Below are 13,000 nucleotides of genomic sequence, written 5' to 3' on the forward strand. Positions count from 1 at the left end.
GTAGGGACCGCTCAGGAATGTCCGTCTCGCGACGACAGGGTGCGGCGCCTGGCTCGTCAAATTCCCCGCGGCTGCGACCTTGAGCACGGCCAGAGATGTCACTTACAGCGGCGTTGCGAATCCGTCGATCGCTTCGGTCGTCAACTCCATCTCAATCTCGCCGCCGTGGCCTTCGGTTTCGACGATCTCGAGTCGGCTTCCTGGCCAGGCTTGATGCAGACGCCATGGGGTAATAGCGGGTCCACTGACGTCGTATCGACCGTGGATGAGAACACCCGGAATGCCGGCAAGGGCCGTAGCGCGAGCGAGAATGGCGTCCTCGCCGCTGAGGAAGCAGTCATTCGCCCAATAGTGGGTGACGAGCGTTGCGAAGTTCTCCCGGGTTCGCGGGTCTTCATGTGAGGGACCTGGCCTCCAGGCGGGGTCCAGCGAGACGTGCGTCGATTCCCACTTGTCCCAGCGATCGGCGGCCGCGGCGCGCACTGCGGTATCCGACTGTCGCATCATCGCCGCATAGTGCTCGATCACGCGCTCACCGCGGGGGACCTCCGCGGTCAGCTCCGCCCACACCTCGGGGAAGATCGCACCCACCCCCTCGGTGATCCAATCAATCTCGGCCCTGCCTCCAGTCGTGACTGCCGTGAGGACTATCTCCGTGACGCGGTCCCGGTGGGCGAGCGCGTAGGCCAACGCGAGTGTCGACCCCCAGGAGACGCCGTGCAGGAGCCACGCCTCAACGCGAAGGTGCGCACGTAGCGCCTCGATGTCGGCGAGCAGACTCCGAGTGTTGTTCGCGTCGAGGTGCTCTAGGTCGTCAATTGCCCACGGGGTGCTCTTGCCGCAACCGCGCTGGTCGAGACCGACGATCAAGTACTTGCCCGGGTCGAAGCGACGGCGATAGCCGCCGTTTCCCAATCCGCTGCCGGGTCCACCGTGCAAGTACAACGCGGGTCTTCCGCGCGGGTTTCCGGATGTTTCCCAGTACAACTGGATGCCGTCTGGACGACGAAGAGTGCCCGATGCGTACGGTTCAAGCGGGGGATGCACCGTCGAAGACTACTCGCACGCTCCGGGGCCGTCCCGATAACCCTGTCGGTCGAAATGTCCATCTGGACATCGCGTGGACATTTCATCTGCGAAACGGAAACGTCGAAAAACCGATCAGTTGTGTAGGTTCCCGCTAGAAGTGGCAGGGGATGCCGGGAATCCACGGTGGTTGGCAGCGGCTTCGGCATCAGGATTCCATTGGAAATGGCAGATTCCTACCGATACGACCTCGCGGGAACCTTAACGTCGCCGACAGCGAGCCAGACCGAGTCCCGACGTCTTGGCAGACGCACGTTTTCAGTCCTCGGCGTATCGGAACACTCTTCCTGGGATCGGCCACGGCAGGTCGTCGATCGTCCAGGATTCCGAGCCGTCGTCCTCCTCCGCTGGCAGTGTCGGGACCCGGGCCGGCGAGCCCGACACAGACGCACCCCAACCGTTCTCTGGAAACTTGCGCGGGACGACCTCCATCTCGGTGCTTCGCTCAGGTGGGAGCAGTCCGTCATGAGCCTCTCGAGGGTCGTCGTCGGGATGGTGGTAAACCGCCTTCCGGGCGTTGCGGATGACTTGCTGATTGAGAAGCTTCGCATAGAAGGCGGATGGCGGGACGACGCGGTCGGGAACGCCGTCACCGGCCCCGCTCGTGACGATGACCAGTCCGGTGTGACGGTCAAGGGCGATTCCGTATCCGAACGCGTTGGCCAGACCGACTCCTTCCCAAGGGTTCGCGTCCAGTGAGGGGATGAGGAAGACGGGGTGGTCGCTTGTCACCAGAGCCTTCCGGGTGAAGCGAAGCAGCATCCATGGGCTGTGATGGATGAGGCCCGAGACGCCGGGCAGCATGTCCATGATCGAAGCGATGTGGTCCCTCGGATCAGGCTGAATGCGTGTTCCGCCAGGCTGGGTGAGGTCGGCCCACTCGGCATCAACGCGGGCGTCCGAGATCGTCGTCCCTTCACGAGATTCGATCAGCTCTCGTAGACGCTGCTTCCCAGAGATCCCGACAGTGATCTGCACCTCGACCGCACGCATCTCCGCTCCAGACATACGTATCCCCTCCGAACGGAGGTATTGCAGTGCGATCCACATCGACAGGCTTGCCCTTGTGTGACCGTCGGGGAATCGAGGATCCGGCGCGGTCAACCCTGCAAGCCCCGGCACCGCATCGCCCTCCAGTTGCGCAAAGAACTGCTCGAACACGTCCGAGGGATCACCTGCCCGACCTGGAACCGTATAGAAGTCGTTCCGCACTGTCGCGTCGGTCACCGCGATCGGGTGTGGCGAAGCACCGCTGAGGGGAGTGCGGAACAAACGGGCACCCTCGTTCGCAAACCCTCTGAGGTAGAACGCCGAGACGACATGCTGGCGTCGAGTTCGTTTTGTCACCGCAGCCACATCCTCCATCTGCCGCGACACGACGGGCTCGGACCGGCGCAATACAGACACTACTGACATCACCCACTACTGACATCGCCCCGCCTGACCGCCGCGCGGTATCGCGGGGCGCCGGGCGGTGCGTTCGGAGTCAGCGAGACCTCGTGCCGCATGGCGTGCGTCGAGCACGTTCGATCTACGGATGGTTGCTCATCCACCCGGCGAGACGGTCTGGTCGTGCTCGGCCTCGGCGAGCCTCACGAACTCCTCGAGCGTGTCCGCCCGGACTTGCACTCTCTGAGCAGGCGTCGAGTGGGGATACACGTAACCGAGTCCGGCGTTCTCGACATAGATTCCGAGCGCGCCCGGGGTCGGCGCGACGCCCGGAATCACATGCAGCACAAGCGGCCCCTCCGTGAAGGAGGCGCGCAGGGTGAAGTTCAGCGTGCCATCGGGGTTCTGCGTCAATCCCGTGATCGCGGTGTCAGCGCTTTCGGGCCAGAGCTCGCTCCGTAGGGGCAAGTAGCGGAACGCTCTGCTTGCAGTGCCAGAGGCGAGGATCGTATAACCTCCGACCGACTCGGGGCGAAGGAGGTGGACGATGTGCTGCATCGTCGACTGCAGCCGCAAGAGCGCCGAATCGTCAGCCAGGTCATCGAAGTGGGCCTGGAATCGCGGGTACACACTCCCGTCTCCTGCCCAAGCTCGTCCTATCGCGGTTCGCTCCTCAATGCCCTGCTCGGCCGATACTGACCAGATCTGGGCGGGCTGACGATGAGCCACAACGAAGGAAGCGCCGGCGATCCTCGCCAATCCTTCGAGCAGCTCGTCGACCCCGCGCCCGCGCAAGCTAGTGACCGCTGACGCGAGCACTTCAGGTCCGTCGCCGGCGTAACCGACGGCCAGATCATCTCCGAGCAGCACGATCTTCAGAGCGGGCTCGGTGCACACCCTCTTTGTGCGTGTCACGTCCAGAGCCCAGGTGACCTTCGAGTCAGCTCCCAGAGAGACTGCCCCGGTCACCTGATCGATCACAGCCACGACCAACGTCATGCCTCGATCGTCGCACGGCTGCAAACAACGCCGCGGCTCCCCCTGTGGATGAATTCTTGGCTCACCGAGCCGAGAATTGGCCGGCACACTGCGAAGAAGGCGAATACAAGCGACGAGCCTCGCCACCAGCGGGACACGACTGTCGACGCACTTGTTCGCCCTGAAAGCGTCCAAGCAGCGCGGTCACGCTCGACGAACGGCACGACGGGTCAGCTTCGGAGGGTTCGGCAGTGAATTCTGGAGCCGCTCAAGTCGTCGACGTCGGCGTGGCCACCGACCGCCGGCGCGATCGAGTTCGGCCTCGACCGCTTCCACCCATGCCCTTACGCACTTGCTGACGTCGGATCCGGGCACCCACGAGTCGTCCGCTTCGACGAGACACTCGGTGGCGCGCGACCACCATTCCGCCACCCCTGGATCGACTTCGGTGAGCAGCTTCTGCACCTCGGGGCGCTTCTGCACGCTGCGCCCATACACCATTCCACGGATCGCGGTGATGAGCAGTCCATTCTCCCGGGTCCGAAGCACCGCTCGGGCCCAGTGCTTGGCTGCCCAGAACGCGGCGGCGTCCTGATGGCGTCTTTCCGTGGTGCGCTCCAACGCGAAGGCGAGAAGCACCCCCGCGGCCGCCGCGACGGTGGTAAGCAGCTGGCCGGCCCAAAAGGCTGAATCCCCAGGCGACATCAGCGACGGTCCTCTCGGCCCGCCGCGGTTGAATCCGCAGTGCAGTTCCTGTGGGCAGTGGATCGCACGCCCGTCGCACCTGCGGACTGTCCTGCCCCGCCTGTACGCCTCGTCTCTATTGCCATGCCTGTCCCTTGGCAACCTGCTACTGCGGCCGCAGTGCGGTCGCGGCAATACGAGCGTGTCGAGCGGCCGGCGCCGACACGTGGTGTCCTGTCGACACGTCGATGCCGGCGACCTCGCTGCCGGGGATGTTGTGGAGCTGTTTCAACGCCTCGGTGACGGCGAGGCAAGCAGCGATGATACCGACGAAAGGCACACCGATGGCTTTGCCCGCGAGGGTGAGGACCCCGCACTGGTCGAATCGGCTGTTGAGGTCGTCGAATCCCGGACTACCGGGAATCGCACGGTCGGTCGCGGGCTGGTCCTGCCACGCTGGAACGTCCTCGCTCCGCTTGCTTCCGGGGAAGCGGTGCATGCTGATCGCGGTGTAGTCGTGGGCGCCCGCACCCAGGCCCATATCGATGGTGAGCGGCCATCCGACCGCGGAGAGGGCGCGCCGGGACGGGAGGTTGTCCACGCCGATGAGCGCAACAGTGAGGGTCTCGTCGTTGCGGAGACGGAGATCCGCGTCGAGCGGCCGTTCCAGGATGCGGGTGCGGAGCCCAGCGTCTTCGAGCCGAGCGGCCACCAGCCGCGTCTTCGCGACCCCGCGCGACCCGCACGGGGTGAGCACGCTGGTGCTGTGGTTGGCCGGGCTGGTGCGGTCGGTGTCCTGCACCGTGACTTCGACGACGGCCGGATCGAGGTAAGGGAGGTGGGAGATGACCCACGAGTTCGCCTGTCCGAGGTGGCCGAGGCCGACCAGCCACCAGGACGCCGGCGCGTACCGAAGTTCCGGCCCTGTGCTGTTGTCGGGTCCGAGTAGGTTCAGCTCGAGTGCCCGGTATCCGGCGTCACTGCCGACGATCCCGCTGGCGTGTGCGAACGCCTCGCTGACGGCGAGGGCGGCCGCCGCCATCGCGGTGAGGACGTTGCCGGGCGCTGCGGCTGGGCGCCGCGTCGGCGACACGGCCGCGATCCAGCCTTCCCAACCGGCGTGCAGCACGATGCCCGCGGATGCCGTCTGCAGGTCGCTATCCGTGCCCCCGAGGACGATCAGGGTCGCGTCGGGGTCCACGGGATCCGTGTCGAGGTGGACGCCTTCCCGGCGTAGAGCGTCGCTGAGCAGCTGGCCGCGGTGGATTCCGCCTAGCACGCGGGCATCCTCGGGGAGTGTCACGTGCACAGCCCCGAAGGTGCGGATCGCGGTGACCGCCGCGGTGAGCAGCGCCGCCTGCCCGGAAGCTGTCGCCACGGCAGCCTGCGTGGGTTGCAGGACCAGCTGTCGGGTGTCGAAGAGTCGCTGGGCGTCCTCAAGGGAGGTGGCGGAGCCGTCGGTGAGCTGCAGCAGCGCGACGCGACTGATCTCGTCGGCGTCGAGGATGGTCATCGGGTCTCCTTCGGGGCGGGAAGCAGGCGGCGCAGTCGGGCGAGGGCGAGCAGGACACCGGGACGAACATGGAACATGTGGGCGACGTCGGCGCCGTACGCGGCGTCCCATGTGCCGCCGCGGAGCAGTCGATGTACACCGAGATCGCCGGGTCGAATCGGCCCCGCCGCGTAATTGGGAGCGATGACGGCGAGATGACCGGGCAGCGCGATCATCGGGTGGTCCGCATCCATGCGGCTTTGCCGGATGTAGGTGCTGGGGTGGGTGTGGATGTCGCCCAGCACGCGCAGCTGGCGCGCGCGACACAGCTGGTTGAGGCGGCTCAGGCCCGCGGCGTGCATGGTGATGCCGCCGGTCAGGCACTCGGCGTCGAGGTCGTCGTAGAAGTAGATCTCGGTGATCTCGTGACCGCCCGCGACCCGGGGGGCGTCCCGGTGCGCTAGCAGGAAGGCACCCGACTCGCGGCGCTCCTGGCCACGCCGGTGAAGTTCCCGCAACAGTCGTCGGAAGCGTCGCCGGCTCATCACCAGCGGCAGGTTCTGGCCGGTCATGCGCTCACCGCCGGGATCGTGCAGCTGCGCAGCTCCTTGTGCAGCTCGGTGAGGTAGAACGCGATCGTCCGCGTCGGATTCCATGCTCGTCCCGGGTGTACGGTCGCCCACTCCGGGTGATCCTTCTGGATGATCAGTCGTTCGGTCGCCATGTACGGCGTCCAGCCGTTGAGCTGGGACCACTGCGAGTGAAACACGATGTGCGCGGCAGGACCGGTCGGCAGCTCAGCGACGACCAGCGGCCTGCCCGCCGCGAGGTGCCACGGGATGCCGGCCGGTGCGGCAGTCGGGTAGCCGGATACATCCACACGCATCCCGAGCTCGCGGCCGTCCCGGGCGATGACCGCGACGATCAACACCGGAAACACCAGGCTGACGACCCGCCAGCGTCCGTTCTCGACCCCGTCGAGAACGGACGCCGACTGCAGGTCCTCTTCGATAGCGACCCGAGCCGGGTCAGCGGCCTCCGTCATACCGTCAGCCCTGCGGACGGACCAGCGCGACAAGCTCGAGGTCGACGTGATTCGCACCCTGCGCGATCGACGCGATGGGCTTATCCAGCGGAAGATCCTCCGCACCACCGGGCGTGCGCAACCCCAGATCCGCCGCCGAAGCGGGGTCGATATCCAGCTGGCTGATCGCCTGCTCGCGGATCGCGCCCAGCCGTGCCCCCGGCGAGACCGTCAGTGTGGTCGAGTTGCCGGCGTAGTCCACGGTGACGGTGATCTGTCGACCCGGGTGCGTCACCACGCGACCCGAACCTCCGCTGAATGCGTCGGACAGACGATCCGCCGCATCCAGTTCGCGCCCCTCGTCGTCGACCGCGAACGCGAACACGCCCTCCGCGAGGTCCACGTGATCGGCGACGGAGCTGTCCTCTGCCGCATCCGGAACCGTACGTACCTGGCCATCCTGGCCGCTGTGAACATGCAGTCGCATCCTGCGACTCCCTCCTCGGCTCGCGCCGACATATTGCGATTATCGCAATAATACCCCGAGGTTGCGATAATCGCAAAATTGGTCGATCGATGGTTCCGATTCGGACCGCATCGGTTCGACATCACGAGAACGAGTACGCACCCGCGTAGGTAGCGTGCCAAACACCGCCGAAGGTCTGATGTCGGGGAGGGTGCCCAACTGGCTAGAAGAGGAAGTCTCGCGGGGAAGCCGGCTCGTGGAGCATGGGCTCACCGGCCTCGAGGATGCGCTGGGATACCTCGAACGCGCGGTCGATAGACAGATCGAAGTAGCCGACCATGTCACAGAGGACACCGAAGGTGTCCCGGGTGGTGATGTGCTGCCGCTGCGCGAACCGATAGGCCTCCCGGTCTTCGGTGAGCCAGATCGCGTCGCGATAGGCATCGTCCGTCTGAAGCAGGTGCAGCGTCTGGCTCTCACCGAGATGCTCACGAGGCTTCGCCTTGCTGCCACCGAAGACTGCGACACGGATGCCTTCGACCGCCCGGATGTCGCCCTCGTCCTCTACGGGGATCGGATCACCGAACCACGCTTGCTGATCCAACTCCCGCAGGCTCGGCACATGGCCTGCGGAATCAGAGATCTCCCGCGAAACGGCTTCTACCACGCGGCCTTTGCCGCGCAGGTACTGCTCGAGAACGCCCAATTCCTCAGCTCGGGCGAAGCAGACGATGACCGAGTTGTCGGGGAAGAGGTATTGCACAACGGTGCCTAGACGAAGTGCAGGGCGCTGTCGTCCGCGGATGCCGTGTCGAAGAAGTACTCCTCGAGTTCTTCGGCGGGCTGTCCCAGCAGGCTCGCGGCCGGTCGTAGCGTCGCCGCCCCATCGCGATAGGCGTCGAGGTACGCATCGACCAGGCGCTGCGCGGGCCTGGGCACACGCGCGAGCCGGGCACGATTCGTATGTTCGGCCGCCTCCCCGGCGCGCATGGCCGTGGCTCGCGCCGTGTGCGACTCTAGGCGTCGTTGATCCTCCTGAGAGATCAACTGCTCATTCAGCAGTCGCCACGACATCGCACTGGGCGACATCTGGAAGTGCAACACAAGGTCGTCGAAGGCATCTACCGCAGACCGTTTCGCGATCCGCGCGACGATCTCTGCGCGTGGTGCGAGGAAGCTGGCCGCGAATGTGTTGGCCCGACTCTCTGCCTGCGTCTTCTTCGTCCACAGTTGTTCCTCGATGACCTCATCCTGCGAGTCCCCGAACGCCAAGTGGGCAAGCTCATGCGCAAGGGTGAATCGCTGCCGGAACGGCGCATCAGAGGTAGCGAGGACAATTGCGCGCACGCCTCCGTCAGAGAACGAGAGCCCATCGCAAGCGTCGGGCAAGCCCGTCACGACGACATCAACGCCGAACTTTTCCTCGATTCGCCCGATCAGTCCCGAATTCGTGAGGCCGCCAACTGGAGACTCGAGCAACTGGACGTACTCGTGGGCGAGCTTCTGCGCTTGGTTCACGTAACCGCCCGCTGTCGGCTTAGCGGGCAAAGATGGGAACGGAAGCGGACGCCCCAAGAACTGAAGGCCTTCGAGCTTCTCTACGAGCATCTCGATCGTCTCGCGCCCGACCAGGTCACTCGCTTCTATCGCATGCTCGGCAGCTCTGTGGGCTAGCACGAGCTCCCGCGTCGAGTCACCGTTGAGCAGCCAATCGACAGTGGTACCGCCCTGCTCGGCGACCAACGCCAGCTCAAGAGAGGTGAACCTCCGCTTGCCCGCCAGTGACTTCGCAAGCTTCGGACCGTCGATGCCGATCGCGCTGGCAAAGTCCTTCTTGGTCAGGCTAGAGCGTTCAATCACATCGTTGACACGCGCAATAACCTGATCTTCCGCCATGTATCGATCCTCGCAGAGAATTGCGAAAATCACAATCTCATGGTACGCGCGGCGCACGACTACAGCTTCGATCGATCGCGCCACAGGTTCGTCCGGGCGTCGCGACGGACGAACTCCGCCTCCACTATCGCACCTACCCGCACCACTGATGGCTCGACCTGCTCACGCTGAACAGGACCACCCGTCAGCGCCAATGTCGGTGGTCGCCCGGATGCTGTTCTGCTGCCCGGACACGCCGCGCCGCAGAGAGACACTAATGACTCAGTCCGCGCCTTCGAACCGAACTAAAGTTGCTCCTGTGATCACCGGGGAACTGAAGAGCAAGATCGACCGCGTCTGGGACGCCTTCTGGTCGGGCGGCATCAGCAACCCGCTCGAGGTGATTGAGCAGATCACGTACCTCCTGTTCATCCGTCGCCTTGACGATATTCAGACCCTCGCGGAGAAGAAGGCACGCGTCACCGGCAACCCGGTCGAAGACTCGGTGTTCCTGCCCGGGCAATCCGAACTGCGCTGGAGCCACTTCAAGAACACCTCGCCTGAGGTGATGTTCACGATCGTCGGTAACGAGGTCTTTCCCTTCCTGCGGGGCATGGGCGACGGCACTACCTACAGCGAGCACATGAAGGATGCCCGTTTCACGATCCCCACTCCTGCGCTGCTGTCGAAGGTCGTCGACATGCTCGACGGCATCCCGATGGCCGACCGCGACACCAACGGCGACCTCTACGAGTACCTGCTGTCGAAGATCGCCTCCGCCGGCGTCAACGGGCAGTTCCGCACTCCGCGCCACATTATCGACCTCATGGTGAAGATGACCGCGCCAGCACCGAGCGACGAGATCTGCGACCCCGCGTGTGGCACCGCCGGATTCCTGGTCGCCGCAAGCGAGTACGTCCGCGACACCCACGGCGATGCGCTGCTCGATGAGGCTCAACGGCGCCACTTTCACCACTCGATGTTTCACGGCTACGACTTCGATTCGACCATGCTCCGTATCGGCAGCATGAACATGCTCATGCACGGCATCGAGTCGCCCGACATCCGCTATCGCGACTCGCTCTCCGAGGGCGCGGCCGCGGATGCCGAGAAGTACACGCTCATCCTCGCCAACCCACCCTTTGCCGGGTCGCTCGACTACGAGTCGACCGCGAAAGACCTGCAGCGAACGGTCAAGACCAAGAAGACAGAGCTGCTGTTCCTCGCTCTGTTCCTCAAGCTTCTCAAGCCCGGCGGCCGCGCCGCCGTCATCGTGCCCGACGGGGTGCTATTCGGCGCGAGCACGGCACACAAGACCCTGCGCAGGATGCTCGTCGAAGATCAGAAGCTCGATGCAGTCATCAAGCTCCCCTCAGGTGTCTTCCGCCCTTACGCCGGCGTCTCCACCGCGATCCTCTTCTTCACGAAGACCAACTCTGGTGGCACCGACGACGTGTGGTTCTACGACGTGCGCGCCGATGGATATTCACTCGACGACAAGCGCAACTCCGTGGAGGCGAACGACCTGCCCGACGTGCTCGCACGGTGGCAGGCGCATGATGCTGAGAGGGGTCGCGCCCGCACCGACCAGTCGTTCCTCGTGCCGAGGGCCGACATCGTCGCTCAGGGGTACGACCTCTCGCTCAACCGGTATAAGGAAGTCGTGCACGAAAAGATCGAGCACCGCGCTCCGCTCGACATCATCGCCGACATCGAGCAGCTGGATGCCGAGATCGCGGCCGACCTCGCCGAACTGAAAGCGGTTCTCGCGTGAGGCGCATATCTCTCGGAGAGCTGCTCGCGCCTGCCCGGGTTCGACGCGCGGGCAGCGTCGAATACCCTGTGCTATCAATGACAATGCATGCCGGACTGGTCACTCAGAGCGAACGATTCAAGAAGCGCATCGCGAGTTTGGACACTTCGGACTACAAGGTCGTGGAGAACGGTCAGCTTGTCGTCGGATTTCCGATCAACGAAGGAGTCCTCGACTTCCAACTCGGGCATGAAGCAGCCGTTGTGAGTCCCGCCTACGGGATCTGGGACGTACGCGACGAGTCAATTCTCGACCGCAAGTACTTGCAGCGATATCTCACATCACCGCATGCGATCGAGTACTACGTCGGGAAGATGAAGGGCAGTACCGCGCGGCGGCGATCCTTGCCTCCCGCCGAGTTCACCGCCATGCCGGTCCCGCTCCCGCCGATCTCGGAGCAGCGGCGGATCGCCGCGATCCTCGACCGGGCCGATGTGATCCGCACGAAGCGTCGCCAGGCCCTCGCCCACCTCGACTCGCTCACCCAGGCGATCTTCCGTGAAATGTTTGGTGACCCGGCCTCCAACGATCGCGGCTTTCCGCGGGCGACGATCGGCTCCCTCGCCGTCGTGCAGACCGGCAATTCTCCTTCCCGCGCAGACGCTGAGAATTTCGGCACCCAGATCGAGTGGCTCAAGTCCGACAACCTCGGGGCTGACGTCGCAACACGTGCTGATGAAGGGCTCTCCGAGACCGGTATGAGACGCGCTCGCATCGCCCCCGCAGGTTCCGTACTCGTAACGTGCATCGCGGGGAGTTCGACGAGCATCGGCAAAGCTTCCATCGTCGACCGTGCGGTGGCCTTCAACCAGCAGATCAACGCAGTCCTGCCCTCCGATGCGATCGACGCAACGTTTCTGCTCGGCCAGCTCAAGACGTCCCCTGAGCTTGTCCGCGCCAAGTCGACCGGAGGAATGAAGGGTCTCGTCAACAAGTCGGCTTTCAGTTCGATTGAGGTTCTCGCGCCCCCGATCAGCGCACAGCGCGAGTACGCGTTGCGCATGCGATCGGTTATGAGCTTGCGAGGTTCGACTCGTCGCGCCCTCGCCGAAGACGACGAGCTCTTCGCGTCGATCCAGTCCCGAGCCTTCCGAGGGGAGCTCTGACCCGTGCCCGTCGAGATGAGGATGTGGCGCATCGACGGCGAGACCCCCACGCCGCTATTGCCTGCCGCCCTGCCCACCGAGAGCGAACTGCATCAGTTCTTGAAGAAGGACCCGTCGCTTCTTGGCATCCCGCTGCTGGTGATCGGAAGCGAGGTGCCGACGCCGTACGGAAAGCGTCTGGATCTGCTCGCGGTGGATGGCGACGGCAATCTCCACGTGTTGGAGCTCAAGCGCGACAAGACACCGCGCGAAGTCGTAGCGCAGGTGCTGGACTACGGTTCGTGGGTGTCGACGCTCTCGCGAGACGATGTGATCGACATCGCGGAGAAGTACCTCAGCGAGCCGTTCGAGACAGCGTTCGAGGAGGTCTTCGGATCCGCGCCTCCCGATGAACTAAACGCCGAGCTGCAACTCACCGTCGTTGCCTCGGCGCTCGATGGCAGTTCCGAACGCATCGTCACCTACTTGCGCACCTTCGGCGTGCCGATCAACGCGGTCTTCTTCACCTACATCGAGGACGACGACCGGCGGTACCTGGCGCGGTCGTGGCTCGCGGCGTCCGTCGATGTACCCGCGGCGAAGACGACAAAATCGACATCGAAGCGCGCTCCGTGGAACGGGGTCGACTGGTATGTCTCGTTCGGGGGCGATCGGCCCTGGGAAGATGCGCGACGCTTCGGGTTCGTTTCGGCTGGCGGGGGCAAGTTCTACTCGCAGACGATCAGGTCGCTGCCGGTCGGCGCGCGCATCTGGGTGAACGTCCCGGGCACCGGCTACGTCGGCGTCGGCACCGTTCTCGCGCCAGCCCAGCGCTTCGAAGACGCGAGCGTGAAGGCGGGCGGCGACTTCGTCCCCCTCGCTTCGCAGCCGCTCACCGGCGCGTACCCACACCAGGGCGATGAGATCGACGAGAACGCAGAATGGGTCGTACCGGTCAAGTGGCTCGCGACCGTGGCCGAGAAGGACGCCTACTGGGTCAAGGGGATGTTCGCGAGCCAGCACAGCGCGTGCAAGCTCCGGCAGGAGTTCACCTTGGATCGCCTCGCCGAGCGCTTCGGCATCCACGACGACGAGTAGTGATGTAGCG

Annotated in this window: 13 protein-coding genes; 3 read left to right on the forward strand and 10 right to left on the reverse strand. The window is 64.7% G+C overall.

Features of this window, described 5'->3' with window-relative positions:
* Positions 1 to 102 precede the first annotated feature (102 nt).
* From pip to RIN43_RS01525, 10 genes are all read right to left on the reverse strand, one after another.
* A complete protein-coding gene (gene pip, locus RIN43_RS01480) occupies positions 103 to 1,047 on the reverse strand; it encodes a prolyl aminopeptidase (protein WP_309127096.1) in 945 nt (314 codons plus the stop codon).
* Positions 1,048 to 1,344: 297 nt separating this feature from the next.
* Positions 1,345 to 2,463: a DUF4238 domain-containing protein gene (locus RIN43_RS01485; RefSeq protein WP_309127097.1), complete on the reverse strand. Its 1,119-nt coding sequence runs from the start codon at positions 2,461 to 2,463 to the stop codon at positions 1,345 to 1,347.
* 168 nt (positions 2,464 to 2,631) lie between these two features.
* Positions 2,632 to 3,474: a hypothetical protein gene (locus RIN43_RS01490; RefSeq protein WP_309127098.1), complete on the reverse strand. Its 843-nt coding sequence runs from the start codon at positions 3,472 to 3,474 to the stop codon at positions 2,632 to 2,634.
* Between the two features lie 183 nt (positions 3,475 to 3,657).
* Complete coding sequence (locus tag RIN43_RS01495; RefSeq protein WP_309127099.1) at positions 3,658 to 4,158, reverse strand: hypothetical protein; 501 nt, start codon at positions 4,156 to 4,158, stop codon at positions 3,658 to 3,660.
* Positions 4,159 to 4,303: 145 nt separating this feature from the next.
* The gene (locus RIN43_RS01500; RefSeq protein ID WP_309127100.1) at positions 4,304 to 5,650 is read right to left on the reverse strand and encodes a hypothetical protein; all 1,347 of its coding nucleotides are present in this window, start codon (positions 5,648 to 5,650) and stop codon (positions 4,304 to 4,306) included.
* Entirely contained in the window at positions 5,647 to 6,201 is a 555-nt protein-coding gene (locus RIN43_RS01505; RefSeq protein ID WP_309127101.1) for a hypothetical protein, read from the reverse strand. Before RIN43_RS01505 ends, RIN43_RS01500 begins: the two co-directional genes overlap by 4 nt.
* Positions 6,198 to 6,674: a hypothetical protein gene (locus RIN43_RS01510; protein ID WP_309127102.1), complete on the reverse strand. Its 477-nt coding sequence runs from the start codon at positions 6,672 to 6,674 to the stop codon at positions 6,198 to 6,200. Before RIN43_RS01510 ends, RIN43_RS01505 begins: the two co-directional genes overlap by 4 nt.
* A 4-nt stretch (positions 6,675 to 6,678) precedes the next feature.
* The gene (locus tag RIN43_RS01515; protein ID WP_309127103.1) at positions 6,679 to 7,140 is read right to left on the reverse strand and encodes a hypothetical protein; all 462 of its coding nucleotides are present in this window, start codon (positions 7,138 to 7,140) and stop codon (positions 6,679 to 6,681) included.
* Between the two features lie 202 nt (positions 7,141 to 7,342).
* Positions 7,343 to 7,825, reverse strand: coding sequence for a hypothetical protein (locus RIN43_RS01520; protein ID WP_309127104.1), 483 nt, complete (start codon positions 7,823 to 7,825; stop codon positions 7,343 to 7,345).
* A 65-nt stretch (positions 7,826 to 7,890) separates the two neighbouring features.
* Entirely contained in the window at positions 7,891 to 9,015 is a 1,125-nt protein-coding gene (locus tag RIN43_RS01525) for an ImmA/IrrE family metallo-endopeptidase (protein WP_309127105.1), read from the reverse strand.
* Positions 9,016 to 9,313: 298 nt separating this feature from the next.
* Between RIN43_RS01525 and RIN43_RS01530 the strand changes: the two genes are divergently transcribed.
* The 3 genes from RIN43_RS01530 to RIN43_RS01540 all read left to right on the forward strand — a co-directional run bounded on the left by RIN43_RS01530 (position 9,314) and on the right by RIN43_RS01540 (position 12,990).
* Complete coding sequence (locus RIN43_RS01530; RefSeq protein ID WP_309127106.1) at positions 9,314 to 10,768, forward strand: class I SAM-dependent DNA methyltransferase; 1,455 nt, start codon at positions 9,314 to 9,316, stop codon at positions 10,766 to 10,768.
* A 77-nt stretch (positions 10,769 to 10,845) separates the two neighbouring features.
* Entirely contained in the window at positions 10,846 to 11,913 is a 1,068-nt protein-coding gene (locus tag RIN43_RS01535) for a restriction endonuclease subunit S (RefSeq protein ID WP_309127107.1), read from the forward strand.
* Between the two features lie 3 nt (positions 11,914 to 11,916).
* Positions 11,917 to 12,990, forward strand: a complete 1,074-nt coding sequence (locus tag RIN43_RS01540) for a hypothetical protein (RefSeq protein WP_309127108.1) — start codon at positions 11,917 to 11,919, stop codon at positions 12,988 to 12,990.
* Positions 12,991 to 13,000: the final 10 nt, after the last annotated feature.

Source organism: Microbacterium sp., assembly GCF_031178445.1.
Lineage (GTDB): Bacteria > Actinomycetota > Actinomycetes > Actinomycetales > Microbacteriaceae > Microbacterium.

Bases quoted from the DNA above. Each gene is read 5' to 3' on its own strand.
- RIN43_RS01500 (WP_309127100.1), bottom strand. From the start codon at position 5,650: ATGACCATCCTCGACGCCGACGAGATCAGTCGCGTCGCGCTGCTGCAG.
- RIN43_RS01510 (WP_309127102.1), bottom strand. From the start codon at position 6,674: ATGACGGAGGCCGCTGACCCGGCTCGGGTCGCTATCGAAGAGGACCTG.
- RIN43_RS01490 (WP_309127098.1), bottom strand. From the start codon at position 3,474: ATGACGTTGGTCGTGGCTGTGATCGATCAGGTGACCGGGGCAGTCTCT.
- RIN43_RS01515 (WP_309127103.1), bottom strand. From the start codon at position 7,140: ATGCGACTGCATGTTCACAGCGGCCAGGATGGCCAGGTACGTACGGTT.
- RIN43_RS01535 (WP_309127107.1), top strand. From the start codon at position 10,846: ATGACAATGCATGCCGGACTGGTCACTCAGAGCGAACGATTCAAGAAG.
- RIN43_RS01505 (WP_309127101.1), bottom strand. From the start codon at position 6,201: ATGACCGGCCAGAACCTGCCGCTGGTGATGAGCCGGCGACGCTTCCGA.
- RIN43_RS01495 (WP_309127099.1), bottom strand. From the start codon at position 4,158: ATGTCGCCTGGGGATTCAGCCTTTTGGGCCGGCCAGCTGCTTACCACC.
- RIN43_RS01525 (WP_309127105.1), bottom strand. From the start codon at position 9,015: ATGGCGGAAGATCAGGTTATTGCGCGTGTCAACGATGTGATTGAACGC.